Source organism: Bythopirellula superficialaquae (assembly GCF_059632245.1).
The window spans coordinates 1334909-1361073 of sequence record NZ_CP197426.1 but is presented as its reverse complement, the minus strand read 5'-3'; the positions used below and the strand labels follow the sequence as shown (position 1 = coordinate 1361073).

Sequence of the window (26165 nt, the reverse complement as noted above, 5' to 3'; positions counted from 1 at the left end):
GCAAACCCAGCTCGGGACGGGCAAACTCAACTTTCACCGACGAACCACCATGGAACTCGCGATCCGCCGCATCGACACCAGCCAAGCCGGCGCCGCCGAGGAATTGACGGCCCTGCGCAAAAAGCTCTCCGCCGACGGCGACGTCGTGAGCGAAGCAGGCCGGCAAAAGACGCTCGAAGTTTTCGGCGAGCCGCTCTCGCCGCAGCAAACAGTCGAACGAATTTGCCGCGAAGTCCGCGCGACGGGACTCGAGGCCGTGCTGGAGTACACCCACAAGTTCGACGGTAAAGAATTGACGGCCGACACGCTACGAGTTTCAGCAGAAGAATTGGCTTTGGCCCATGAGGCAGCTGATCCGACTTTTCTAGAAACGATTCGCAGGATTCGCCATAACATTCTGAAATTTCAGCAAGCGATTCTCCATCACGATGCTTGGACGGAACTCGAAGCAGGTGGCAATCTGCGGCAGCGTTATGTGCCATTGGATCGCGTGGGGATCTGCGTGCCGGGGGGAGCCGCGGCGTATCCCTCAACGGTCTTGATGACGGCTGTCCCTGCTCAAGCGGCCGGTGTGAAAGAACTCGCCATCGTTGCACCACCAACAGATTTTGGCGCTTACAACCAAGATTTGCTCGCCACATGTCATGAACTCGGGATCACCGAAGTCTATCGCGTGGGTGGCGCACAAGCCGTCGCCGCGCTGGCCTATGGAGTGGATGGGATCAAGAAGGTCGACAAGATCGTCGGCCCAGGCAATCTGTTTGTGGCGCTCGCTAAGAAGTTTGTGTTTGGCAGCGTCGATATCGATTCGATTGCCGGCCCTAGTGAGGTCGTCGTCATCGCCGACGATACGATTCCTGCAGAGTTCATTGCAGCCGATTTGATTGCCCAAGCTGAGCATGCACCCGGTTCAGGAATTTTACTTTCCTGGAGCGCGGATTTGATCGACGGCGTGGCCGCGGAACTCACCAAGCAACTGGCCGTGCTCGAACGTGGCGAACTCGCCCGTCAATCTCTCAACGAATTTGGCGCGTTGGTGCTGGTTGAGGATCGGGCCGAAGCCGTTGAGCTTGCCAACAAATTGGCCACCGAACATTTGCATATCGCCTGCGAAGATGCCAACGATCTGGCGAGTGAAATCCGACACGCGGGAGCGATCTTTATTGGTCCTTATACTCCCGTCGCGCTTGGCGACTACGCCGCCGGACCATCACATGTCTTGCCCACCGGTGCCACGGCGCGTTTTGCCAGCGGGTTGAGTTCGAATAGTTTCTTGCGATCGAACAGTGTGATCCAATTCGATCAAGCCGGCATGGAAGCCATCGCGGCCGATGTGTTGCGGATGGCCGAGAAGGAAGGCCTCACCGGTCATGCCAAGAGTGTCCTCGTGCGATTACCAAAAGAACAAGAGCAAGAATAGAACGCGGATAAACGCAGATTGTACGGATGATCGCAGATTAGATGTTCGTTAGTGATTTAAATTAAGAGTGAAATCAAATTAATTATCCGCGTGAATCATTTTGATCCGTGTTCATCTGTGTTCAAAGAAATCAATGAATTATTTTCGACCGAATATTGTCGCGATGCAGGGCTATGTCCCTGGAGAACAGCCACAAGGGGTGAGCAAATTTATTAAGCTCAACACCAACGAGAACCCTTATATGTGTTCTCCCAAGGTGAAGGCGGCGATTGGACGGGTCTGCCAGGCGGGTTTGCAGCGTTATCCCGATCCGATGGCGACCGCCTTCCGGTTGCAGATGTGCGACCTTTTGAAAGGCGATCTACCCGACATTACGCCCGAGTGGATTCTCTGCGGCAATGGCAGCGACGATATCCTCACGATTGTCACCCGAGCCCTTGTTGATTCGGGCGACGTGCTGCGCTATCCGAATCCCAGCTATGTGCTGTATAAGTCGCTCGCTGAGATTCAGGGTGCCAAAGTCGATGTCGTCAATTTCCAAAATGATTGGTCACTCGGCACGGATTTCTCCGCTTCCACCGAGGGTTTGAAGCTTGCCTTTCTGGCCAATCCCAACAGTCCCTCGGGAACGATGGTATCGCCCGCTGATGTGGAAAAACTTGCCGACGCTCTCCCCTGCCCTTTGCTGGTGGATGAGGCTTACGTGGATTTCGCCGACACGAACTGCATGGCGCTCGTGGCCAAGAACGAAAAAATCATGGTCTCGCGGACCTTGAGCAAATCGTACTCGCTCGCGGGCTTGCGGTTCGGCTATCTCGTCGCCCAACCACAAATCATTCGCGAACTCATCAAAGTGAAGGATTCTTACAACTGCGATGCCTTGTCGATTGCCGGGGCGACCGCGGCGATGGAAGACCAAGCCTGGTTCGTCGAAACACGCACAATGATCCTTGCCACGCGCGCGCGCCTCACCGCTTCGCTACGGCAGCTAGGCTTTAAGTGCGTTGATTCGCAGGCCAACTTTGTGTGGTGCGAACACGAATCCAAGCCAAGCCGACAGCTTTACGAAGATCTTAAAACAGCCGGCGTGTTGGTCCGCTACATGAACTATCCTGACTGGGGTGACGGATTACGCATCACGGTGGGCAATGATGAGCAGATCGATGCTTTTTTGACGATCTTACAGCCTTTGGTGAATTCTTAATCGATCGACTAACACGAGGGTACTCTCATGGAAGAATTGTTTACCGTCCCTTCGATGCTCTCGCTGGCCACACTTGCGGTTTTGGAAATCGTGCTGGGAATCGACAACGTCGTGTTCTTGGCGATTCTTTCGGGCAAACTTCCCGCCGAGCAGCAGCCCAAAGCCCGCATGATTGGTTTGCTCCTCGCCGCGGCGGGGCGGATCGCGCTCTTGTTTGCTATTTCGTGGATCATCACGCTCGACAAAACGACGCTGTTTGAACTCCCCTTCTATTGGGGTGACGAACACGTCGCGGCTGCCGGTGAGACGGCTGCACCACAACCCACCACCACGCGGATCACCATCAAGAGCTTGGTTTTGCTCTTGGGAGGAGCCTTCTTATTAGCCAAGTCGACTTGGGAAATCGGACATGAATTGGAACCGCACCCCGTCGGTTCAAAAGCAAAAGCACCGGCGAGTTTTGCCGCGGTGTTGGTGCAGATTCTCTTGATCGACCTTGTTTTCTCCATCGACTCCGTGCTAACCGCCGTGGGAATGGTCCGTCCAGAAGATTACACCCACCACTGGGTACCACTGGCGATCATGATTACTGCGGTCTTGATCGCGATTGCCGTGATGATCGCCTTCAGCGGCCCGGTTTCGCATTTCGTGAATGCGCACCCCAGCGTGAAAATGTTGGCGCTGGCGTTTCTTATTCTGATCGGCGTGGTGCTGATTGCCGAAGGCCTGAGCACGCATATTCCGCGTGGCTATATTTACGCCCCCATGGCGTTTTCGCTGGGAGTGGAAATGCTCAATCTCAAGGTGGCATCCGCACGTCAAAAGGCCGAGGCGGCAGCGCATTAGCTAGCACATTTTAGGTAAACCGCGTAAGCGCTGCGCGTCGTGGAAAGTTTGGTCGGGCCCCACCAGAGCGGGAGCCGATTTTACGGATACGTTGACCCCATTCGGCCTGCGTGCGCTCTGACCCAGTCGCATGCGTGCCGACCGCCACGTGTCTTTCACCCCGCTTCGCCGTGATCCACCTGCGTTACCCGCTGCTGGCTTTCTTGTTGTGCGCTCTGAGCGGCGCGACAACCGGCTATGCCCAGACTCTGTTGCCGCAGCCCGATCCCTTTGCTCCGTACGAAAAAGGGAGCCAAGGCAAATACGTGCCCGAGCCAGTCGTCGATGCGGCGGAGAATACGACTGCCAACTCCGTTCTTTGGGAGCAATACCAGGCCGTGCAAAACGGCACTGGTGTGGTCACGGGTGGCTGCCAGGGCTGTGGCGGGAGCTGTGGAGGATCTTGCAACTGCGGCCCCTGCGATCGCTGCAGTTGCACGGCCAAAACCTTCCCTTGGTTTGAAGGACCTGGTGCTTGCGACAATTGGTGTGTCGGTCCCCGGTGGGGCATTGAAGCAACCGGCCTGATTATGTTCCGCGAGGATGCCGATCTGGGACCCATCATTAATGACGTTGGGGGCACTCCATCGGTGATCGATCAATACGATTACGCGCCAGGGGCACGTATATTCGCCACGGCCTACAATAGCCACGGCTGGGGCATGCAAGTCGGCTATGAAGGCATCAACGAATGGGACGCGGGACTCGAGTTTCCCGATTCCCCCGTGGCCGACTCCACCCGCAGCATCGATTTGATGAGCCGCTGGAATTCGGTCGAATTCAATTTCCTCCCCCGCGTGCCGAACGCGTGGAAGTTTTTTTCCGGCGTTCGTTACATGCAGGTCGACGAGGAGCTCGATGATTTTACGATCGTCGACAAAGTGATTCCTGTCCCCGCCGATCCCCCCGCAGCTCCTGCGGCCTTTGTCGATACCGGCACGACGACTGTGCTCGACAATCATTTGATTGGCTTTCAGTTGGGCGGGCTACGCGATGGCTGGCAGGTAAGCAACTGGCTCAGCGTGAGCGGCTTTGCCAATGCTGGCGTTTACCACAATGAAATCAAACGTCGCGACACGGAATTCAACGTGACAACCGTCATCACGGGAGACGATCTGGCGACCGCGCCCGACAACGAATTTTCAGAAACGACCACGGTCACAAGCACCAGAACCGAACGAACATTCACTGAAATCGCGTTCCTTGGCGAAGCCAGCTTGTGGGCGTCTGCTAAGCTAACACCCTGCCTAGCACTCAAGGGTGGCTATCAGGTGATGTTCCTAGACGGCGTCGGACAAGCCGCCGACACGTTCTTTAGCCAAGATTTCCAAAGCCGCGACGTGCTCTATCACGGCTGGCAATTCGGCTTGGAATACCGCCGTTAATTCACGGCGGGCATTGGCGACGAGATGGCTTCAATGCCTTCAGCGAGTGGCATCGAAACGTTTGTTTCGTGGGGTGCGAGCTCATTGCGCAAAATCTTAACGCCCTGCGGGGCCTGGATCCCCAAGCTGACTCGTGAACCACGAATATGCATCACGGTGATGACTATGTCGCCGCCGATCACGATCTGATCGTGCTTTTTCCGTCGAAAGACAATCATAAAACTCCCCAAACGGCACTCTCGTCAACGAGCAGCCCAACACTCAAGCATGCCATGAAAAGTGCTTGCAAGTGGCGTTCCGATGGAGAGAATTTTGTCGGCGATCAGATTCTTCCGAGAAAACACACGGTTTGGGAGGCTTGGAATTTCTGCCCCAACCAAACGTGTCCAATTACTGGCCAGGCTGTTCAGAAACTGATTCCGTTTCGGCGCGCGATATGTCATGCATGTTCTGGAGTTTCGCCCGCAGTGTCGTGCGAGAAATGCCCAGCATACGGGCAGCTTCCACTTGATTCCCGCCCACCGCATCGAGCACTTCGCGGAACACGGCCCGATCCACGGCAAATTGAACCTTACGATAGAGATGGTGATCGCCGTTGGCAATCATGCGCTTCACATAACTCATCAAGTCCAAGACGGCATCATCATTGACCCCACCGACAGTTCCCCCTTCGAGCGGATGCAAGATCGCTTCCGGCAGGCAATCGGGAGTGAGCACATCAGAGGTGCAATTCACCAGAGCGGTCTTGATAACCCCTTGCAACTCGCGGACATTTCCCGGCCAGGGGTAACTAGCGAGCTGTTCCAAAGTTTCCGGAGCTGACACGGTGACCTGCTTACTCACCACGGGGCAATAAACCTTGACGAAATGCTCGACTAGCAACGGCAAGTCATCGAGCCTTGACCGCAGCGGCGGTATTAAAATCGTGTAGGTGTTGAGCCGGTAAAACAAATCCTGTCGAAAACGACCCGCTGCCACCAGCTCGGGCAGATTTTGATTCGTGGCGGCAATGACGCGGACATCCGCCTGAATGGTTTCGCTGCCACCCACGCGCTCAAAGCGTTGATCCTGCAAAAGTCGCAACACCTTGGCTTGAATCGCGGGGCTCATGTCCCCGATTTCATCGAGGAAAATTGTGCCCCCCGAGGCTTGCTCGAACCGGCCTATACGTTGGCGGTCGGCCCCCGTGAACGAACCTTTTTCGTGTCCGAAGAGTTCGCTTTCCAATAATGTTTCGGGAATCGCCGCGCAGTTGATCGCCAGAAACGGCTCCGCCGAGCGGCGGCTATGTTGATAAATGGCCCGCGCCACTAACTCTTTGCCGACGCCGCTTTCGCCCAACAACAGGACGTTGATGTCAGATTCCGCCACGCGGCCAATCGCTTTGAAAACATCCTGCATTACGGCGCTACGACCGACTATCCGGTCCCCCACCACCGCGGCATTGTCAGCATTCGGCACAACGGCAGGCCGACGTGTTAGGCGGCTCGATTCGAGCGCTCGCTGCACAACGGTTCGCAACGTCGGCAAATCGAACGGTTTGAGCAAATAATCAAATGCTCCGCGTTTGGTGGCTTCGATAGCCGTGTCGGTTGTGCCGTGGGCCGTGATCATTACTACGGGAAGCCGCTGATCGATCTTGCGAATCGCTATTAATGCATCGAGTCCCGACATGTCCGGAAGACGAATATCGAGCAGCACCACGTCGGGCAACTTTTTGGTGAGTGCCTCGAGTCCCAGACGCCCGGTTTCAGCCGTTTCGACGCTGACGTCCTGACTTGTCAACGTCCGCTTCAAGCTGAAACGCACCCCAGCTTCATCGTCGATGACCAACAAAGTGGATTCAGACACGCGCGGCTCCTTCAGGTACTTCACTCAGTGGTAAATCAATCCGAAAAATCGTTCCGCGGTTGGGTTGTTTTGCGGTCGTAATCTCGCCACCATGCGAACGGACAATACGTCTGGAAATAGCAAGCCCCAATCCCATTCCCGTTTCCTTGGTGCTGACAAACGGATCAAAGATGCGATTTTGATATTCTTCTGCTATTCCCGACCCTTCATCGGCGATCTCGATATGGCAGGCTGCTTCATTAAAGTCTTCAACGACATTGACTTGAATTTTTCCGCCATCCGGCTGCGCATCAATGGCATTGAGTAAGAGATTCAAAATCACTTGCCGCAACTGCTGCGAATCTCCCACAACGGAAATCGGCTCGACCTGAAAATCGATGGCAATATCCAGCATCTCGCACCGCCGCCTCACAAGTTCCAAACATTGTTCAACAACTTGTTTCAAATCAAATGATTGTCGGATAAGTTTCGGTGGGCGGGCAAAATCGAGAAACGATTGCGTCATCTGCTCCATATGCTCGACTTCGTCCTGCAAGACCTGCAATTCCGCGCCACGCAACGGCACGTTTTGTTCGACTGCGCCATCGACAAGCAACTTGACTGCCGTGAGTGGGTTGCGAAGTTCATGGGCGATCCCAGCCGCAAGTTGACCGACCGCCGCCAGTTGATCGGAACGAGTCGCCTTTTCACGTGATTGCTCGAGCTCGTCCATGATGCCCACGGTTTTCTGGCGGATATCGCCAATCGTGGCGAGTAACTCATGAATGCCCGTCGGAGGCGGAAGCTGCGCCTCGCCGTTTTGAAAGATCGTCTCGGCCATCGAATGGACCGATCCGCCGAGTTGTTCAATCGAGCGGGAAATACCACGGGCCATGCCGAACCCTGCGAGCAAGCCTGCCCCTGCCCCGCATAATCCCAGAATGGCCAAGCTCATCCCAATGCGGTCGGCGTTCAAACGGTTCTGCCGGCTTTCTTCCGAAACCGCTGCTTGGCGGCGATCCAACAACTCCTGAGCCGTGGCCAATTCACCCACACTTATCGATCGACGTAAGGTATCGGAATTAACATTTTTGGAATCGATGAGTTGATCAATTCCTTCTTGAGTCTGAGCGATTGTTTTGCTCATGCGAATCAAATCGTCAGCATCTTCCGCAGACGAAAATGCCGACACCCGCGGCAATAACTCGTTCGCTTCCATGATCGCCGTCTTGGCCAGATCGATGTACTCTCGATCCTTGGTGACATCGTAACGGCTTAAGGCATGACGTGTATCGCGAATCGCCAACACGAGTTCCTGAGTGGAGAGCACCGCCGTGACACGATTGTCGAGCAACAACGAAACACGATCATTCCACCGATACGCATAAATGGCCGCTGCCAAACCGACGCCCAGCAGCAACATGCTCACCGCTAAGGTGGGCGCAAGAATCCGCCAGATCAAAGGAAAGCGCATGCGTGTGTTCCAATCCCGTCGAAAATGACCGTGGCGTTTGTGTAAGCAAAGCCCATACCGCCATTTTACTGCATTTTTGAACGAACGGTGTGCAGGATTTGGACAGCCGTTAGCTAGGATTTTCGGGTTCCGTCTCCGGAGCGTTTCCCGTGATGAGCCATGCCGAGCGGTCGTAGGTAAAGTAGCTCCAACCCCATTGGAAAAAGACAAGCACGCGATTGCGGAAGCTGACGATTTTCATCAAGTGAATAAACAGCCACATCAGCCAGGCCAGAAAGCCTGAAAAGTGAAGATTGCCTATATCGGCGACCGCGGCGCTTCGGCCGATCGTGGCAAGGCTTCCCAGATCACGGTAGCGATATGTCGGCGGTTGCTTCCCCGCGAGGCGGGCTTTGATGAGCTTGGCCACAAACTTGCCTTGCGAAATGGCAACCGCAGCCACGCCGGGCAATGGCTTGCCATCGGCTCCCTCGCAGTGGGCCATGTCTCCCAAGACAAAAACTCCCGGCTGACCAGGCAGCGACAAATCGGCTTGCACCTTGATCCGTCCCGCGCGATCGAGTTCCGCTCCCGAGCCTTCGGCCAACATCTTCGCCAAGGGCGAAGCTTGCACCCCCGCCGCCCATAACACCGTGTCGGTCGCCAAGAATTCGCTGCCACTCTCTGTTTTTAACGTCACGCCCTCCGGCGAAACCTGCTCGACGGCGGTTCGCAATCGCACCGAAACCCCCAATTTGTGAAGCGACTCCAACGCCTTCGTAGAAAGTTCTGGTGGATACGCCGCCAGGACACGCTCGCCGGCTTCGATCAACACGACATTGGCTTCGGCGGGATTGATGTCGTGAAAATCTTTTTTGAGGCTATGTCTGGCAATCTCTGCCAATGCCCCCGCAAGCTCCACCCCCGTGGGCCCCGCGCCAACGACAACAAAATTTAAGAGCCGATGCCGCACCTCATGGTCATTGGTCAGTTCGGCTGCTTCAAAAGCTGAAATCAACCGCCGCCGAATTTCCGTAGCGTCTTCGATCGTCTTCAAACCGGGAGCGAACTTCTCCCACTCAGAATGACCAAAGTAACTATGCGTCGCTCCGGCGGCGACGACGAGAACGTCGTAACTCAGTTCGCGATCTTCGACCAGAACCCGCCGCTTGTTGAGGTCGATATTTTTGACCTCGCCCATCAGCACTTGGCAATTGCGCTGGCCAGACAAGATGCCGCGCAAGGGGGCCGCGATATTCGCCGGGGACAAGCCGCCGGTCGCAACTTGATAGAGCAGTGGCTGAAACAAATGAAAGTTGCGGCGATCAACGAGCGTGACTTGAACGGGTGCGCGTTTCAGCCCCATGGCCACCTGAAGCCCGCCGAATCCGCCACCGATGATAACAACTCGGCGGGGCAATTCCGCAACGACTGAATGATCACTCATGCATAAACCGCTGGGCTCGAGAAATTGATCCTGTCAAACAGGCCCGAGCATAACAGGTATTCATAATCGCCACAAAGCAAGATCGCTATTCCGGCAGCGGTTGATCTTTCGTTTCCGGGGCGAACGGCAGCGTGAACAGAGCAATCAAAAAGATCGCACACATGGTCATGGCCGCATATCGCTCCTGCAGTCCTGGCACATCACTCGCGTAGAGGTCCGTGGCTAATTTGGCGGAAAAGAAACTCCCCCCCGCGGCAGCGAAGCGGCCAAGATTGTAGCAAAACGAGGTCCCCGTACTCCGCATGCTGCTGGGAAACAGTTCGGGCAAATAGATCGCAAACCCAGCGAAGACCCCCAATTGAAAAAACCACATCAGCGGCATCAATATGTAGGCTTGCAGGGGTGAGCTCATGACCCAATAAGTAAACAGAGTGACCAAGAACGCGCCCGTATACCAGATGGCGAACGCAGGCTTGCGGCCTAAGACAATGCAGGCTTTTGTCATAAACCACATTCCCACCGCGGCACCAATCATTTGCAGCGTGTAGGCCGTCGCCTTGGCGCTGTTGATGGCCTGAGGGATCTCCGCCTCGGGCAACTTCTCGCTTAAAAAATGCTCGCGGAAGACTTTTGTTTGCAAATCGATCGCGTATTCAGCAATCGCCCACAATCCAATGACACCCGCCGATGAGATCAATGCGCCGACGATCAGGTTCTTGCGCCAGCGGCTATCGCGCAGCAGATCGCGATACGGCGCAAAGATGTTTCCTTGCGGCAAGCGGCCTTCTGCTTTCGCCGCGAGCCAAGGCTCGGGCTCGCGCAAATACTTCATAGTGAACACCACCATCAGCGCAGGCAGCGCTCCCACCAAAAACATCCACCGCCAACCGCTCCCGGCTTCAATCACTTCCTGCGTTTCGAGGCTGCTGATAATTGTCAGCACGAGACCCGCGGAAAGATTGCCCACGGTCGACAGAATTTGCAGCCAACCCAAGGCGCCCGAGCGGGCCTGATCGCTCAACGTTTCGGCGATCAAGGCCACGGCCAAACCGAAGACCCCCCCTACCCCGAGGCCGGTTAGGAAGCGTGCCAGTGCGAAATCGAAATACGTGCGACTGAAGTAGCTCATCCCCGTGCAGAAGGAATAAATCAGCACCGTAATGGTGAGCATCTTGGCTCGGCCATAGCGATCGCCCAGCGCACCAAAGATCAAACCGCCGATGCCCCAACCAATCAGGAAGTAGGCCGTCACTTGTTTGCCCAGGGCCTGGACGTCGGCCCCCTCAATACCCCGTGTCAGATCGGTCAGCGCATCAACCCGCGCCAGCGAGAACAAGCGTTGATCCAAGCAATCAAAAAACCACGCCGCGCTGGCGATGATGAATACGAACCAATGATACGGCGTGAGATGGGTGTACCAACGTCGCTCGGACATGAGTCAACCTTTGATAAGCGATTCTGAAAATGCGATGAGTCGCAGCGTGCGATGCCACTACCTTACTCAGTATTCGCGCGAGAAAAAACCGCTGGAAAGCGAAATCAATGTTCTTCTCGCTGTTTTTATTCCGGCAAATCCTCCGCCGCCGGTTCGGGCAACCAGAAACACAAAATCGTTCCCAGCAAATAAACGCCACCTCCCACCAGACATGCAGCCAGGGCCACAGATTTTTGCGGCATGTAGGCAACGAGCGTCGTCGTCAGCAATGCTGCGGAAGTGCCAATCATGCGGCCACCGATATTGGCGGCAAAGCTTTCCCCGGTTCCCCGCAAATGAAGCGGATAAACACGCGGCAGATAGTTGCCCCAAAAGCTGAACTGGGCGACCGTCACCAACCCACAGGCAAAGATGCCCCACTGCAGCAAATCTAAGTTTTCGCGCGCGGGGAAATAAAACACCAGCGGTATCAAGAACAAGCCCGGAATTTGGAAAATCCGCAATAACCCTCGTCGACTTACGATTCGCACCGCCGCGAACGCGAGCAGAAACCGTCCGAGCAAACCGCCGAATTCCTGGTACGCGTTGACTTTCGAAGCAACCGTTTGCTCGATCCGTTTCTGTTCGGGCACCGGTTTGCCGGCTGTCATCTCTTTCACTTGGGGTAAGTACGCCACCATCCGCGGCGTGTGTTGCAACGCTCCAAAGGCCGCACCGTAGCTGCAGGCAAACATCAACGTCGTCACGATTGTTGTCCTGCGCAGTTGAGGTGCAAACAACTCGCGAATGCTCGGTCGTCGTAGTGTGCCGGCCGCTTTCTTCGCTGCCCAAGCGGGGGACTCCGGCAGGAAGGGGCGGATGATAATCAAGGGCAGCGCCGGCAAGACTCCGGAAATCAACGTGTACCGCCAGGCTTCATGCCCTCCATGGATGGCCGGCAACATCGATCCATACTGGACCGCCAAATAGTTCGCGGCCGTTACCAGAATGCCGCCGACCGAAGAAAAAGCCTGCGTGTAACCAAGTACCTGTTCACGCTGCTTGGGGTTGGGGAATAACTCGGCGAGCCAGGCCACCGCGGCTACGAACTCAACACACACGCCGATGAACGTGGTACACCGCAAGAACAACAGCATTTCAATCGAAGTGGCAAACCCCGCCGCGAAGGCAGAAAACGCATAGAGCAAAATGCTATAGGTCAGCACCCGCCGCCGCCCCAACACGTCGGTCAGATAACCGCCCAAGAGTCCAAACAATCCGCCCGCAATCGCGGGTATGAAAAACAGCCGCCCCACCCACATTTCAAATTCCGGCGTGCCCGGCGCGGCGTTCACCAGCTCCAGCAGCATCGGCCGCACAATGAGCGGCAGCATCAGCAGTTCGTAGATATCAAAGGCAAAGCCAATCGCCGCGATCACGCAGACGAGCCATTGGACGGGGGTCAAACGCTTGCTTTCAGCCATGGGCCACCTGATACATGGGAGCCAGCCACCCGTGGGTCACCTGGCGCGGGGAAGGTCAAAGAAGGCGGGACGAGCAATTTGCCCCCAAGATACCGATTTCAAGGTGGAGTGACAACGCAGATTGAGCCGCGGTTGTTAGCCTCGTACATCTTCGCTGATGACGAGTGCCGATTTCAGAATTACCAAGAAGAACCGGACGCTAGCGCGTTTCGGCTGATTGATCAGCCGCAGGGCGCTAGCCCACGGTTTTTGAAACCAGCTCTAGCCAACATGACGCAAGTGCTGACAACTCTGGAAAAATCTTCGTGAGACCTTAACCAACTTCATAAATCACGGGCCGATATTTGGGGGTTGGGATCGGTTTGCCAGCTTCGCGCGCTGCTTCGAGCCAAGCTGCCTTGGCGAGTTCCACTTCGTGAAGGGCCTCTTCCGGTGTCGCGCCGAAGGCCGAACAAGATTTGAGGTCAGGGATATCGGCGATATATCCCTCGTCGTCATCACTGTAGAAGATGTTGATATGGAAATCTTTCATGGCGTGTCGTCCTCCAGTCTTAGATTATACTCTTCAACTAGCTTGAGGAACTGCCGGACCTGATAAAGCTTGACTTGTCCTCGGACTTCTTGCAAATTCACAAGCTCAGGAATGTCGGGATGCGTGAAAATATGGTGGCTGCCGTTAATCCGAGCTAAGCAAAAGCCAAAGGCCTCGATCAATCGCCGCATGTCGGCAAAACGGATATTTCGCGATCCTGCGAGGATCTGCTGCAGAGTTTTTCTTGGGTTCATACTTCAACTCTTTCCCGCACAGTGCATTTGTCGCCGGGCGCCACTGTCTGGCTTGCCCAGCAGTGCTTTGGAGTAGCATGAAACCAGTTTCATTTCTTTGGCTTCTTCCGAGGGCGTTGCTGCGGATTTCGTTCCAGAATAGCGGCATAGCATTCCCTGCTAGTAAGTTTTAATCGGAGAGCCACGATCATAACGCAAAATGTTATAGGCCGCAAAGCAAGGTCATTGCTGCAACCCCTTCAGGGTTGGCGTTATTGGAGCGATGTTTTCCCAGGGTAGTGGCCAGGAGCCACCAAGTGCTGGGCTGAAGGAGAGAACCGCTGCGCGGTAGGTCAGGCTCCGCCTGACTCTTCGATCATTGCCTTGATGTCAGGCGGAGCCTGACCTACATAAAATGGATTCCCGACTTCTCGGGAATGACGGGGTAAACCTTCCCCTAGCCCCTCCCACTGAGTACTTACACAAAATGAGCCGCGGGCACCGTCGCGCAGCGTTGGTCGGCTAGCCGCGGGTTCTGGGAATTCACGTTTCGTCGCGGCGTCAAAGAACCCCACGCTAGCGCGTTTGGGCTCAAGGGGAGACAGCGTCAACAACTCTTTTTGTGCTACTTCGTGTTTATCGTGGCTGGTTCGTTGTGAGATGCGAGGCAAGCAAGCGAGCCGATTGACGAGTAATCGCTGGCCGCACAATCGTTCCAACCCGCACCTTTTAGGCAAACGGAACAGACGTGGCTCGCCGACGAGCAAACTGGCTGCGGTCGGCCACCGCTTAGCTTTTGTCGCGTTCTGTGACCAATACTAAAACTGAGAATTTGGTAAGGAATTCTCCACAAGGACCTTAATTCATGATCGTCATCGTTGGATTCATTATCGTTATCGCGGGCGTGCTCGGCGGCTTCTCCATGGCTGGCGGACATGCGGGAGCCTTATGGCATCCCTCGGAAATCGTCACCATCGGCGGGGCCTCATTGGGCGCGCTGATTGTGATGTCCAGCAAAAAGACCCTCGTCGACCTCTTTAAGGGGGTCATGCAGGCCATTAAAGGTTCGCCCTTCAATCGCAAGATGTACAACGAGCTGTTCAGCTTGATGTACGACCTGATGAAGACCTCCCGCAAAGACGGCCTGCTCGCCATCGAGTCGCATGTCTCGAATCCTTACGAGAGCACGATCTTCGCCAAGTATCCGTTGATTCAAAAAAATCATCACGTCTGTGAATTTGTGGCGGGTGGATTTTCGCTGTTGGTGGAAGGCACGGTTCGCAAGGAATTGCTGCCAGAACTGTTTGACGCAGAACTTGCTGTGATTTCCGAAGAACACCATGCCCCCACGACGGCGTTGATGAAAACGGCCGACGGTTTGCCGGGTTTCGGCATCGTCGCGGCGGTGCTCGGTATCGTGATCACGATGGGTCACATCGATGGCCCCGTGGAAGAAATCGGCCACAAAGTGGGTGCGGCCCTCGTGGGAACGTTCCTGGGGATTCTGTTGTCTTACGGTTTCTTCGGACCGCTCGCCGGACGGATGGAAGCCCTCGGGCACATGGAACTCGCGTTCTTCCGGACGATCACGACGATGATCCTCGCCTTCGCTAACGAATTGCCTCCAAAGGTGGCCATTGAAAAAGCACGTCGCAGCGTCGGGACGGAAATGCGTCCCACCCGTGAAAATATGGAAGAGTTATTCAAACAAGTTGACGTGAGTTAACGCCACGTAGGTATTTTAAGTTTTTTGGAGATTGACCCATGGCCGGTGCCGGTGGTGGTGCATGGAAAGTGGCCTACGCGGACTTCGTGACCGCGATGATGGCTTTCTTTATGGTGATGTGGCTCACGTCGCAGAATGAAGACGTGAAGCAGGAGGTCGCGCAGTATTTTCGCGATCCGTTCGCCATTGAAACGGATGATCCCCCGAGCCGTGGCTATGGTTCGGAGAAGGATCCACCCAAACGAGACGGCCGTTATTCACCAACCGTCCAAAAGCGCAATGAAGGTCGCGGGCAACCGGGGCGGATGCGCAACGGTTTCGCCACGGCGCAGTTCAACGATGCGCCACAGATTACCGTGCTGTTCAAGGATGGCAGCGCTGAACTGGATCCCGAACAGATCGAACATTTGAAGCATTCGGTAAGCAATTTGCTTGGCCGACGGAATCGGATTGAAATCCGCGGGCATTCGCTGCGTCGCCCACTCCCACCGGGCAGCCCTTACAAGAATCATTGGGATCTTTGCTATGCCCGTTGCACAACGGTTATGGAGTTCCTTGATGGCCTGGGAATGGATCCGGACCTGTTCCGCATTAGCCAGGCTGAGGGGAACGAACCGATTGCCGAAAGTTTGGATAAGAGCGAACTGGAGTTCAACTCCCGAGTCGACGTCCACGTGCTGCCCGAGATCGTCGACACGCAGCAATTGGCCAGCCAACTGAGATAGCTGCGTTAATTAAGAGCTGGGCTAATTAACCGACGACAATTCGCGGACGGCGTTTGGCATCGGGCTCGGCACGGCGGATCAATTCGCGAACCATCCACGGCACGTTACCTTCGCCGAACAGCACGAAGTCCAAACTCGCGGTGAGAGGACTGCGCTCGGACCAGCCAAAATGAATCTCGGGGGGCTTACCCGATTTGGCCAGCTCGAGCGCGACCAGGGCAATCGTGTGAGCAATCGAAACACAATTCGTCAAACGAATGATAAATCGCTCGCCTTCGCGCACCACGGCGATGATGGGGCTTTGCGTGAATTCGCTGGGATCCCCGAGCAAGGTTTCCACAAACACGATCGGGGTGTCGTCGCCCAAACGATGCGCCTTGCGGATGCTGTGCTCCTTCTGCTCGATCGTGTGACGACCGGGACGATGAGGCACAAGCACGGGGAAGTCCAGATATTTCAGCGTGTCCCACAAGAGACGCGATTCATTGTCGGCAAACTCGAAGCGATCGAAACGCAGTTCCGTGCTGCGCATCACGCGCGAAATACCCGAGCCCACGACCACGGCCAAGATAAATGCGCCTGCGATGCGAATGCCGTCCGGCTTTTCGATGACGATTGCAATCGTCGTGTACAAAAAGATCGCCATCGCGACGATGTAACCCCAAGGAATTTGGGGACGGCCAGCGTACTTCGATTTCTGCCATTTATCGATCACCACGGCCACGGCCGCGCTCGACATCAGTACCATCACGCCCGTGGCATAGGCTTCGCCTTGGTCCTCGACGCTGGCGTTGAAAATGATCGTAACGACCAGATTCACGCCCGTGAGCAGCAACGCCAAGGGCCGAATCGCTTCCGCCCACTTAGGAGCCATGCCGTAGCGCGGCAAATATCGCGGCAACAGATTCAAGAGCCCCGACATCGCGCTCGCACCGGCGAACCACAGGATCAACACCGTGCTCAAGTCATAGATACCGCCAAAGACTTCGCCGAACATGGGGTTGATCAAGTACTGAGATTCGCCATGCGCGACATACGCCAGCGCGCGATTCGCGGCTTCACCGCCCTTTTTGAGAGCTTCGGGAGCAATCAACGTGCAGACGACAAATGACGAGCAAAAGAGCATCGTCGACATAATCAGTGCCGCCGTGAGCAGCAGATGGCGGGCACCATGAATACGTCCCATGGGATGATGCGGATCATCATCGTCATGCCCCTTAATGAGCGGCATCACCGCTACGCCGGTTTCAAAACCGGAAAGTCCCAGGGCCAGCTTGGGAAACAAAATGAAACAGGTCGCCAGCACCGGCAGCCAGCCGACTCCTTCAAATGGGGCATGCTTGATCTCCCACTCCCCGGCTTGCACGTGGGTCCACCAATCGGTGAGCAATTCGCTATGAGCGAGCAGATAAAAGATGCCACTGCCGATCACGATCACGTTTAGGACCAAGTAAAAACCGACGAGCACGACCGCGATGCCAATCACTTCGCGAAAGCCGCGCATGAACATGCCGCCCAGCATGACCAACAAGCCCAGCGTCAAAGCCATCTGGCTCTGAAACATTCCCGGCAGTTGCTGCCAGTAGGGATTGTGAATCATGTGTTCCGCGGCATCGGCGGCGGAAAGTGTTTTGGTGATCACAAAATCGGTCGCTGCGAAGCCAAGCAAAACCAAGACAATGATCTTGCTCCACCAACCGCTGGCGAGCCGCTCGAGCATGGCGATCGAACCCTGGCCGTGCGGCGATTGCCCTGCCACGTAACGATAAACGGGCAGCGCACAACCAAGAGTCACTATGACGAGCAGTATGGTGGCCAGCGGTGCAAGCCGCCCCGTGGCTTCAAAGGCAATCGAGGGCTGATAGCCCATCGTGCTGAAATAGTCGACGCCCGTCAGACACATCACCCACAGCCAGAACGTTTGATGCTCGGGTGTGTGAGGAGCAGGTAGCTTTCGATACGCCGAGATGTGCGTCGAGGCCGCAAGTCCCATCTGGGACTCGGTGATATGCGAGTCGGATAGGGAACCACTCGCGTTCTCGTCAGAACCTGTTTCGGCCATCGCAGTACATTACCACGCCCGTCGCGGGAAGACTACAGGCGGAATCACGATTCCGCAGCCTGTCCGACCAAAGCCGAATTGGCGGGCTGTTTTTTCCGCGTTCCCAAATGAAGTTTGGGAACCCATCGTTTCTTTTCTTCCTTGGGAAGTTCGAAGGCCTTACCTAACGGGCTAAAGAGCAGCGAAGGCAACATCACCAGTTCTGCGATCACGCCCGCAATCAGAATCGTCAGCATGAGCCAGCCGAAACGGGCCGTCGGTGTGAAGCTGCTCACGGCAAACACCGAGAGACCAAGTCCATTGACCAAGGCTGCTTGCAGCGTCGGTGTGGCACAGCGCGAATACGCCGCGATGGTTGCGTCTCTGCGATTGCCAGATTTTTCGAGATCTTCTCGGAACCATGACAAAAAGTGAATCGTGTCGTCGACAGCCACTCCAAGCGCAATACTCGCCGCCATCATCGAGCCGATATCGACGGGGATTCCCAGCCACCCCATGCCGCCAAACACCACAAGGATTGGCAGGGCGTTGGGCAACATGGCCACAGCCCCGGCTCCGATCCCTTTGCAGACAAACATCATCAACGGCGTGATTGTCAGGAAGGACCAAGTTGTGCTTTCCACGAGACTATCGAGCAGCGCTTGCTGAGCTTTGTAAACAATGGGAACCACGCCGGTGTAAACGATACTCCCCGCGGTGGCATGGTCGGCCCCTTCCTTGTAAGTGGGACGCAATTGGCCCAACACGGTTACGCCCGCGCGAATCAATTGAATCTGATCGGCCGTGTCCACATTGGCTGCGAGAACGACGCCGTCAAACTTCTTGAGTACCTGGACTTGCTTCTCGTTGAGTCGTTCGAACGGCTTTTCCAAGCGTTGCACTTTGATCCGCTTAAGCTGCAACATCGTGGCCAAATCAATAGCCTGTTGACGTTGTGCTTCGTCGGTCCAGATCAGCACATTGCTGCCGGTGGGCATTTCGCCGTTTTGTGAAACCATGGTTCGCAGAGCAACGAGGCTCGCCTGTTGCGTCGCCAACACGGGATCGATGGCCTCGCGCAAATGTGCTTGCAGGGCGCCATGATCGAGATCGTGAAATGCCGCCACACGCACGCTGATTCGCCACAATTCGTCATTATTGTTGTTATCCATCGCCAAATAACCGGAACGCTCAAGCTGGGCGCGATGCTCGACCATCTCTTTGCTGATCACATAGCGAACGGTGTTATTCACGAAACCGCTGCTATCGCTCCCCATATCGGGGGCAAACGTCATCGCCGACATCGTGGCGCCTACAAGATCGGAGCCTTTGGCACCAAGCTTATCCTGAATGGCATTCTGCACACGTCCCACCATCTCGAGCCGCTCGACAAAGGTGAGCGTCTTAGCCACTTGGCTGGGACGAGCGCTCGGCGACAACTCTTCTTGACGCGATTCGGGAGGGAACCGCAACACTAATTCCATGGGAATCAGGCGGCCCAGATTCGCTTCGAACCAGCGGTAATCCTGCAATAGCTGCGCGTCGTCCTGAAATAGTTTCAAAAGATCGATCGACGTTGTAACCCGCGGCAAACCCATGCAGAGAATCACAATCGTCGCCAAGGAGCCTGTCATCACCCAGCCCCAACGGCGTTCGATACCACGAGCGACGCCACGCCACAGGCCCTTTTGATTGACGAGTGAAACCTTGTTCTTATCCTTGTCCTCGGTGAAATTGCCCTCTTTGGTCAACTCGGGTGGATGCCAAGGCCAGACCACCATGATCGCCGGCAGTACGATAAACAACACGATCAGCATCGTGAAGACAGCCAAGGCCGAGAAGTAACCGAATTTGCCAATCGGAATGATGTCGCTCAGGCCTAATGAGGCCAGGCCGATACCGGTTGTAATCGAGCACAAGAAAGCAGGACCAAAAGCGTGCCGACGGGCTCGATAGACGGCACCCTCAAAACCACCATCGTGAATGGCTTCGCGGTAATAATTGATATAGTGAATCGACCCCGACACGGCGAGCACGTAAACCATCGCCGGCATCGACATCAGAATCGCATCCATCGACGATCCAAAAACCCATACCGCAGAGAGCGACATCACGGCGCTCAGAATGCCGCAGAAAAACACAACAAATGTCATTCGCAAGCTGCGGAGCGACCACCAAGTGAGCCCCAAGCCAAACGCACCGGAAAGTAGGGCCAGCTTCAGCAGGGTACGCTCACCTTCTTCGTCGATCGAAACATTGTCGACCGGCGGCCCACCCAAGCGAACTTCGCTGACCGTAATTCCTGCTTCGGCCAGCGCCTGGAACAAGGGCGTCGTGACGCGCTTTCTCAGATAAAGCTTACGAGTGACGGGTCGACCAATCACGTCACGCAGACGACCGGTGGCCTGGTCGTCGAGCGTCGCGATCAAGCAGGTTTGTGACCCGTTCGATCCGACAAGCGAGCCTTTCAACCGCTCGAGGGCTTCGTTGTATTTGAGTTCCGTGGGAGGACCGGTCAGTTCGTTGAGCACTTCGCGAGCGGTCGTGACGTTCTTGAAGCAATGAATCTCGCTGCCGTCAGGATTCTTGAGGGTGACGTTCAGTAAGGCCGCTTCAAGTTTGGCGATTCGTGGATCGTCTTTCTTTTCGATCTGATCCTTGTCGCCGAGATTACAGCCATCCCAGCTGATAATGACAAATTGGTCAGCGACAAAGTGTTCGCGGAACCAACCGAGTTGTTTGGTTTCTTCGTAGCTCGAAGGGAGCCAGTCGGCGACGTTATTTTTATTGCCTATGACGGCGCGCAACGCACCATAAAAAATGAAGGGCGTGATGACTATCGTTAGTAGGAGAATGAATAACGAACGTTTCATCAAAAGCCTGTCTTTCGGAGTTTTTCTTCGTGAATCGCGCCGAGTGTTAACTACAAACCATGTCCGCAAGTTACCAAGCTGGGGTCGGAGACGTGTAGAGAACTCCCCGCCGAGGCTGGCCGTTTATCCTTAAATCCGCTTGCGTAGGGTATCCATCGACGGAATAAACCGCACAAAGCAAATTACGTTTGGGGCGGTTATCCAGACCCCACAGCCCGCAAACCTCACCTAGTTGGCAAGGTGCTGGGTGAAAGCTCTCCAAAATAGCCAGAAAATGCCGGTGGTCCTAGTCCGTCCCCAGATGGCCAATGAGCAGCCGATTGCCACAATTGTCGATTAACTGCTTGACCAACAACAACTTACAGACTTGATGTTTACCGCATTGGCATTCCGCAAACATACTTATTCGGGCTTCGTCGCGGACTTTTCTTGCTCGGCAGCGGGCTCATCGCTGAGTTTAGAGAGCGAATCTTCAACTTCTTTGAGCCGTTCTTCGGCCGTCTTATGAGCTTCTTCAGCAACCTGCAGGTCAGTTTTGAGACGGTTCGCTTCCGCTTCCGTTTGCTTGAGCAGTTCAGCGAAATCTTGCTTCTGCTCTTCCAAACGCTTGCGCGCCACCACGGGATGGTCCCATCCCAAGTTCCATTCTAAACCCGGCTTCTCTTTGCCTAGCGCAGCGGCGGCGTCGTATGTGACGTGGGTTTTCCATAAGTAAAGCTTCTGCAGCCGCTGCAAAGATTTGAGCGGTTCCAGCACCGCATCGGTCACCCCCGTGCCATACAAATTGAGCGACTCCAAACGCTCCAACCCCTCAAGATTATTAGCCGCGGCATCAGAGAAAGACGAATTCTGAACGTTGATCGCCGTGAGATTCGTCAGTTTGGCGAGCTCGCTCCAACCGGCATCGGTCGCTTGCGCATTTTTCAGATTGAGCATCATCACCTGCGGTGCTACGCCCGCGAGCAGCTTCATCGTTTCATCCGTTGGCGGTTGAGGCGCGACGACGAACGTCACTTCGAGCAAATTGCTCCCAGAGTACAAATTCATCACCTTGGCCCCCGACTTGATCAATTGATCGATCGCCTCCTGGGGCGCGGCGGGTACCTCGGGAAGCGGCAACGGCTCCAAAGCCGGTTTCTCAGGGGGTGCCGCTTTTTCGGCAGCTGGTTCGGAAGGGGAATCAGCGGCAGGTGCCACAGCTGCCGTGAACGCCGCCCCCTCCTTGATCCACGCGGCGATCAAATCAATAGAAGCTTGATCCAATGGATCGGCCCCCTTGGGCATTCGCTTCTTGTCATCTTTCGGCAAAACGAGTCGTTCATAGAGCTCGCTCTGATCGGGTTCCCCTTTGGTGAGTAAATGCGCGTCCGCCGCCCACTTTTCTTCGATCCCAGCCGCGGAATCGAGCTTCAGCTTCCCCATCGCCTTGTCGGCGTTATGGCATTTGACGCAGTGCGCCTCGAAGATGGGGAGAATCTCTTTCTGGAAATCAACTCCGCAGACAGGAGCAGCAACCAGCAAGGCAATTAGAAATGCGTAAGACTGTTTCATGATACGTTCTCAAGTCAGAATGTCGTGCAGCACGTGAGCTTCTTCCACGCCCGTGAGCCGCATGTCGAGTCCTTGGAATTTATATGTGAAGCGTTTGTGATCGATTCCCAACTGATGCAGCATCGTAGCGTGCAAATCTCGCACGTGCACCGGCTTATCAACGGCATGATACCCAAGTTCGTCGGTGCCGCCGTAGGAAATTCCGGGGCGAATGCCGCCACCCGCCACCCACATCGAAAAACCTTTGATATGGTGATCGCGCCCGGGGCCACCTTTGCCCTGATACATCGGCGTGCGGCCAAATTCTCCGCCCCACACCACAAGCGTCTCTTCCAGCATGCCGCGCTGTTTGAGATCCATAATCAAGGCGGAACTGGCCTGATCTGTGCAGCCGCAGCACGTGTGCATGTGCTTCACCAGATCGCCATGGTGATCCCAGTCGCGGTGATAGAGTTGGATGAACCGCACACCGCGCTCCGCTAAGCGCCGCGCGAGCAGGCAATTCGAGGCAAACGAACCGTCCCCCGGCACGGCCCCATACATTTTGAGGATATGCTCTGGTTCGTCGGCTAAATCCAAAAGTTCCGGCACCGAGGTTTGCATACGAAATGCGGTTTCATACGCAGCGAGCCGCGCCAGCAACTCGGGATCTTGCGTTTGCTCGTGATGGTGGGAATCAAGCGCACGCACGCTGTTGACCACTTGCTGCTGCAAATCGTCGGAAACACCGGCGGGGCTTTTGATGTAGTAAACCGGCTCGCCACTGGAATTGAACGGAACGCCTTGGAATTGGCTTGGCAGAAAACCGGAACCCCACATCCGCGGCGCGATCGGCTGCGGATCGCGTCCCCCTTCGCTTGTCATCACGACAAAGCCAGGGAGCGATTGATTGTCGGAACCCAATCCGTAGTTGATCCACGAACCCATCGACGGTCGGCCACTGATCGCCGTACCCGTGTTCATAAATGTGTGGGCCGGATCATGATTAATCTGCTCGGTGACCATCGACTTGATAATGCAAATGTCGTCGGCGATCTGGCGATGAAACGGCAAGAAGTCGCTAATCGTCTGACCGTTTTGACCGTAGCGACCAAACTTGGTGAGCGGACCTTGCGCTTTGAGCACCTGCCCTTGTAGCTGCGCAATTGGCTGGCCAGCGGTGAACGAATCGGGCATCGGCTTGCCGTCGAGTGCAGCGAGCTTCGGCTTGTAGTCAAAGGTTTCCAAATGCGAGGGGCCGCCCGACATGTACAAAAATATGACTCGCTTCACCTTGGCGGGAATGTGTGGCAATCCCGGGATCGCCAGTTGCGGACTTGCTGATGCGTGGCTCAACGAATCGTGGTTCAACAACGTTGAAAGCGCGGTCGCACCCAAACCGAAACCGGCACGGGACAAAAACGTCCGCCGGCTGAGTTGATGTTGGTAGGCAGCAAAGTGCGAAGGGTTCATGGTTAATTCCGCGTGGTCGTTTCGCTCATATTCAAAATCGCACGCGAGACGCTTGTCCAAGCGGCAAGCTCGTGGCGTGACAAATCTGCGCCGGCGTCCGACATGCCAATGGCCAGCAATTCATCGCTGGCCGTGGGCTGGCTTGCAAAATGCGCGCGACTTGCTTTGAGCAACTCTTGCAAGATGCCACGCTCCGTCTCATCCGGGGACCGCGAGGTGGCCTTTTGAAACGCGAATTGAATTCGCTGCTCATCAGTAGTCTGAGAATCGGCGGCCAACACTTCCGCGGCCAAACCGCGTGCCGCTTCAATGCTGTTGGGATCGTTAAGCAACGTCAGGGCGGCCAAGGCTGTGTTCGAACGCGGCCGACGAGCCGTGCATTCTTCGCGCGTCGAGGCGTCGAGCGCTTTGAGCATCGGATGCAAAAACGTCCGCTGCCAGTGCATGTAGACGCCGCGCCGCCATTGTTCGCTGCCAGCATCTTGCTCGTATTCCCGCTTGGGGAAATTCAAATAACGAAAATACTTCGGTGGTTGATACGGCCGCACACTTCGCCCGCCGACCGTTTCGTCGAGCAAACCACTCACCGCCAAGAGCGTGTCGCGCACCGATTCCGCTGGCAAGCGAAAACGGTTTTGCCGTGCGAGCAACACATTCAGCGGATCGCGTTGACTGAGCTCCGGCGACGTGAGCGAGCTTTGCCGATAGACGTCGCTCATCACGATCAATTTCAAAATGTGTTTGGTATCCCAATTACTCTCAACATACTCAACGGCCAAATTGTCGAGCAACTCCGGATGCGACGGCGGTTCACCTTGCCCGCCTAAATCATCAAGCACCCGAGCCAGACCCTCGCCAAACAGCATCGCCCAATAGCGATTGACCATCACCCGGGCTGTTAATCCGCCGACACCTTGCTCGGTATCGGTGAACCAATTGGCCAGATCTAATCGTGAAGCACGAGCTGGCTGACTTTTGTTGACTTCGCCTAAAAACTCCGGGATCGCCGGGTCGACAATTGCACCACTTTCATCCTGCCAATCGCCACGAGCTTGCACGCGCACCGTGCGCGGCTCGACGCTGTGCGAAATCATCGTCGGGGATTTTTGCGAGGCCAACTGATCACGCTCCTTCTGCAAGGCATCTCGCGAAGGGTCATCGATCTTGAGGACAGAGATTTTCCGATCAAGTTTGGCAAGCTGCTCGCGTTGATAAACGCTGAGGACTTCAAGTTCCGGTTTACGAAGCGTTGGCGAGGTGTCCAAACCACCACGATCGGGACGCAAATGGGCCTCATCGTCGATGTCGGAGAAAAACGCTCCTAAGGCATAGAAGTCTTTAGCGGTGTAAGGATCGTATTTGTGGTCGTGGCATTGCGCGCAACCAACCGTGGCCCCCATCCAGACTTGCGAAACATTCCGCACCCGATCGGCAAGATAGATAGCCCGATACTCTTTCTGTTGCACACCCCCTTCGTGCGAGGTTTGTAGCAGTCGGTTGTAACCTGAAGCGATCAACTGATCTTCCGTCGCGTCTGGCAACAAATCTCCCGCAAGCTGCTCGCGCGTGAATTGATCGAACGGCATGTTTGTATTGAAGGCATGAATCACATAATCGCGGTACGGCCAAATGTTGTGCAACTGATCGCCGTGATAGCCCACGGTGTCAGCAAAGCGCACCAGATCGAGCCACGTCATCGCCATCCGTTCGCCATAATGGGGCGATGCGAGAAGTTGATCCACCAACTTTTCGTAAGCGGTCTCGTTTGGATCCGCGACGAACGCATCCACCACTTCTTGCGACGGTGGCAAACCGGTCAGATCAAACGACAACCGCCGCACAAGCGTCACGGGATCGGCAGGTTGATTGAGAGAAAGACCTTCTTGCTCCAGTCGTGAAATCACAAAATTGTCGATCCAATTCCGTGCCGCCTGCGCATTCTTGATGGGTAGCACATCATGCCGACGTGGCGGCACGTAGGACCAAGCCGGTGACCATTTGGCGCCTTCCTTAATCCAACGGGTGAGCAACTCGATTTGCTCGGGCTTGAGTTCTTTATCTGCATCGGGTGGTGGCATGCGATCGACGTCGTCGGTCGAAATGATCCGCTTCCAAAATTCGCTCGACTCCGGGTCACCCGGCACGATCGCCGCATAACCCCCACGATCCGCCAGCGCTGCTTCTGCTTGATCGAGCCGCAAGTCGGCTTCACGCGTCCCCGAGTCGGGGCCGTGGCAACGAAAGCAATTCTCCGACAGGATCGGCCGGATGTCGCGGTTGAAGTCGATTTCGTTGGCCCAAGCACAATGTCCAGCGACGAACACTGCTATCAGCGTCAAATACTTCAGTGATAGCCAACAATTGCGAGCCACGCGCACCTCGGAAAAGTGTGTAGGACGAGAACTTGCATTCTATCCTGCGATTCCAGCATGACCAATTCCCGAAAATGCGCAGCAAAACTCGGCAATTCTGCAATTCTTTCACCCATTTCCTAGGATTGTCGTCGCCGG

General features: G+C 55.5%; 19 protein-coding genes. 6 read left to right on the top strand and 13 right to left on the bottom strand.

The window, feature by feature from the left end; translation table 11 throughout:
- Positions 1–49 precede the first annotated feature (49 nt).
- The 4 genes from hisD to SH678x_RS05565 all read left to right on the top strand — a co-directional run bounded on the left by hisD (position 50) and on the right by SH678x_RS05565 (position 4894).
- Entirely contained in the window at positions 50–1420 is a 1371-nt protein-coding gene (hisD, locus tag SH678x_RS05580; RefSeq protein WP_496921899.1) for a histidinol dehydrogenase, read from the top strand.
- Between the two features lie 133 nt (positions 1421–1553).
- Positions 1554–2624, top strand: a complete 1071-nt coding sequence (gene hisC / locus SH678x_RS05575; RefSeq protein ID WP_496921898.1) for a histidinol-phosphate transaminase — start codon at positions 1554–1556, stop codon at positions 2622–2624.
- 27 nt (positions 2625–2651) lie between these two features.
- The gene (locus SH678x_RS05570; RefSeq protein WP_496921897.1) at positions 2652–3470 is read left to right on the top strand and encodes a TerC family protein; all 819 of its coding nucleotides are present in this window, start codon (positions 2652–2654) and stop codon (positions 3468–3470) included.
- Between the two features lie 134 nt (positions 3471–3604).
- Positions 3605–4894: a hypothetical protein gene (locus tag SH678x_RS05565; protein WP_496921896.1), complete on the top strand. Its 1290-nt coding sequence runs from the start codon at positions 3605–3607 to the stop codon at positions 4892–4894.
- On the opposite strand, the gene SH678x_RS05560 is transcribed toward SH678x_RS05565, so the two are convergent.
- The 8 genes from SH678x_RS05560 to SH678x_RS05525 form a co-directional block, all read right to left on the bottom strand.
- Positions 4891–5112, bottom strand: a complete 222-nt coding sequence (locus SH678x_RS05560) for a carbon storage regulator (protein ID WP_496921895.1) — start codon at positions 5110–5112, stop codon at positions 4891–4893. The two genes, SH678x_RS05565 and SH678x_RS05560, sit on opposite strands and share 4 nt — an antisense overlap.
- Before the next feature lie 172 nt (positions 5113–5284).
- Positions 5285–6745: a sigma-54-dependent transcriptional regulator gene (locus SH678x_RS05555; RefSeq protein ID WP_496921894.1), complete on the bottom strand. Its 1461-nt coding sequence runs from the start codon at positions 6743–6745 to the stop codon at positions 5285–5287.
- Complete coding sequence (locus SH678x_RS05550; protein ID WP_496921893.1) at positions 6738–8198, bottom strand: sensor histidine kinase; 1461 nt, start codon at positions 8196–8198, stop codon at positions 6738–6740. Before SH678x_RS05550 ends, SH678x_RS05555 begins: the two co-directional genes overlap by 8 nt.
- Before the next feature lie 109 nt (positions 8199–8307).
- Positions 8308–9624: an NAD(P)/FAD-dependent oxidoreductase gene (locus tag SH678x_RS05545; RefSeq protein WP_496921892.1), complete on the bottom strand. Its 1317-nt coding sequence runs from the start codon at positions 9622–9624 to the stop codon at positions 8308–8310.
- An 85-nt stretch (positions 9625–9709) separates the two neighbouring features.
- Complete coding sequence (locus tag SH678x_RS05540; RefSeq protein WP_496921891.1) at positions 9710–11059, bottom strand: MFS transporter; 1350 nt, start codon at positions 11057–11059, stop codon at positions 9710–9712.
- A 125-nt stretch (positions 11060–11184) separates the two neighbouring features.
- Entirely contained in the window at positions 11185–12522 is a 1338-nt protein-coding gene (locus SH678x_RS05535; RefSeq protein WP_496921890.1) for an MFS transporter, read from the bottom strand.
- A gap of 313 nt (positions 12523–12835) precedes the next feature.
- Positions 12836–13054 carry a type II toxin-antitoxin system HicB family antitoxin gene (locus SH678x_RS05530; protein WP_496921889.1) on the bottom strand — a complete coding sequence of 73 codons (219 nt, stop codon included), beginning with the start codon at positions 13052–13054 and terminating at the stop codon, positions 12836–12838.
- Entirely contained in the window at positions 13051–13308 is a 258-nt protein-coding gene (locus SH678x_RS05525) for a type II toxin-antitoxin system HicA family toxin (protein ID WP_496921888.1), read from the bottom strand. Before SH678x_RS05525 ends, SH678x_RS05530 begins: the two co-directional genes overlap by 4 nt.
- Positions 13309–14152: 844 nt before the next feature.
- On the opposite strand from SH678x_RS05525, the gene motA reads away from it, so the two are divergent.
- Both motA and SH678x_RS05515 read left to right on the top strand, forming a co-directional pair.
- Positions 14153–15013 carry a flagellar motor stator protein MotA gene (gene motA / locus SH678x_RS05520; RefSeq protein ID WP_496921887.1) on the top strand — a complete coding sequence of 287 codons (861 nt, stop codon included), beginning with the start codon at positions 14153–14155 and terminating at the stop codon, positions 15011–15013.
- Positions 15014–15051: 38 nt separating this feature from the next.
- Complete coding sequence (locus tag SH678x_RS05515; RefSeq protein ID WP_496921886.1) at positions 15052–15738, top strand: OmpA/MotB family protein; 687 nt, start codon at positions 15052–15054, stop codon at positions 15736–15738.
- Positions 15739–15763: 25 nt separating this feature from the next.
- On the opposite strand, the gene SH678x_RS05510 is transcribed toward SH678x_RS05515, so the two are convergent.
- From SH678x_RS05510 to SH678x_RS05490, 5 genes are all read right to left on the bottom strand, one after another.
- Positions 15764–17800 (bottom strand): APC family permease, encoded by a 2037-nt coding sequence (locus SH678x_RS05510; RefSeq protein ID WP_496921885.1) that lies wholly within the window; start codon positions 17798–17800, stop codon positions 15764–15766.
- Positions 17801–17844: 44 nt separating this feature from the next.
- Positions 17845–20652 (bottom strand): efflux RND transporter permease subunit, encoded by a 2808-nt coding sequence (locus SH678x_RS05505; protein ID WP_496921884.1) that lies wholly within the window; start codon positions 20650–20652, stop codon positions 17845–17847.
- A gap of 402 nt (positions 20653–21054) precedes the next feature.
- Positions 21055–22203, bottom strand: a complete 1149-nt coding sequence (locus tag SH678x_RS05500; RefSeq protein WP_496921883.1) for a c-type cytochrome domain-containing protein — start codon at positions 22201–22203, stop codon at positions 21055–21057.
- Between the two features lie 9 nt (positions 22204–22212).
- Complete coding sequence (locus tag SH678x_RS05495) at positions 22213–23655, bottom strand: DUF1501 domain-containing protein (protein ID WP_496921882.1); 1443 nt, start codon at positions 23653–23655, stop codon at positions 22213–22215.
- Positions 23656–23657: 2 nt separating this feature from the next.
- Complete coding sequence (locus tag SH678x_RS05490) at positions 23658–26027, bottom strand: PSD1 and planctomycete cytochrome C domain-containing protein (protein WP_496921881.1); 2370 nt, start codon at positions 26025–26027, stop codon at positions 23658–23660.
- Between the last annotated feature and the right edge of the window lie 138 nt (positions 26028–26165).

Coding starts and splice junctions, on each gene's coding strand:
- hisD (WP_496921899.1), top strand. CDS start 50: ATGGAACTCGCGATCCGCCGCATCGACACCAGCCAAGCCGGCGCCGCC.
- hisC (WP_496921898.1), top strand. CDS start 1,554: ATGAATTATTTTCGACCGAATATTGTCGCGATGCAGGGCTATGTCCCT.
- SH678x_RS05570 (WP_496921897.1), top strand. CDS start 2,652: ATGGAAGAATTGTTTACCGTCCCTTCGATGCTCTCGCTGGCCACACTT.
- SH678x_RS05560 (WP_496921895.1), bottom strand. CDS start 5,112: ATGATTGTCTTTCGACGGAAAAAGCACGATCAGATCGTGATCGGCGGC.
- SH678x_RS05550 (WP_496921893.1), bottom strand. CDS start 8,198: ATGCGCTTTCCTTTGATCTGGCGGATTCTTGCGCCCACCTTAGCGGTG.
- SH678x_RS05545 (WP_496921892.1), bottom strand. CDS start 9,624: ATGAGTGATCATTCAGTCGTTGCGGAATTGCCCCGCCGAGTTGTTATC.
- SH678x_RS05540 (WP_496921891.1), bottom strand. CDS start 11,059: ATGTCCGAGCGACGTTGGTACACCCATCTCACGCCGTATCATTGGTTC.
- SH678x_RS05535 (WP_496921890.1), bottom strand. CDS start 12,522: ATGGCTGAAAGCAAGCGTTTGACCCCCGTCCAATGGCTCGTCTGCGTG.
- SH678x_RS05530 (WP_496921889.1), bottom strand. CDS start 13,054: ATGAAAGATTTCCATATCAACATCTTCTACAGTGATGACGACGAGGGA.
- SH678x_RS05525 (WP_496921888.1), bottom strand. CDS start 13,308: ATGAACCCAAGAAAAACTCTGCAGCAGATCCTCGCAGGATCGCGAAAT.
- motA (WP_496921887.1), top strand. CDS start 14,153: ATGATCGTCATCGTTGGATTCATTATCGTTATCGCGGGCGTGCTCGGC.
- SH678x_RS05515 (WP_496921886.1), top strand. CDS start 15,052: ATGGCCGGTGCCGGTGGTGGTGCATGGAAAGTGGCCTACGCGGACTTC.
- SH678x_RS05510 (WP_496921885.1), bottom strand. CDS start 17,800: ATGGCCGAAACAGGTTCTGACGAGAACGCGAGTGGTTCCCTATCCGAC.
- SH678x_RS05505 (WP_496921884.1), bottom strand. CDS start 20,652: ATGAAACGTTCGTTATTCATTCTCCTACTAACGATAGTCATCACGCCC.
- SH678x_RS05500 (WP_496921883.1), bottom strand. CDS start 22,203: ATGAAACAGTCTTACGCATTTCTAATTGCCTTGCTGGTTGCTGCTCCT.
- SH678x_RS05495 (WP_496921882.1), bottom strand. CDS start 23,655: ATGAACCCTTCGCACTTTGCTGCCTACCAACATCAACTCAGCCGGCGG.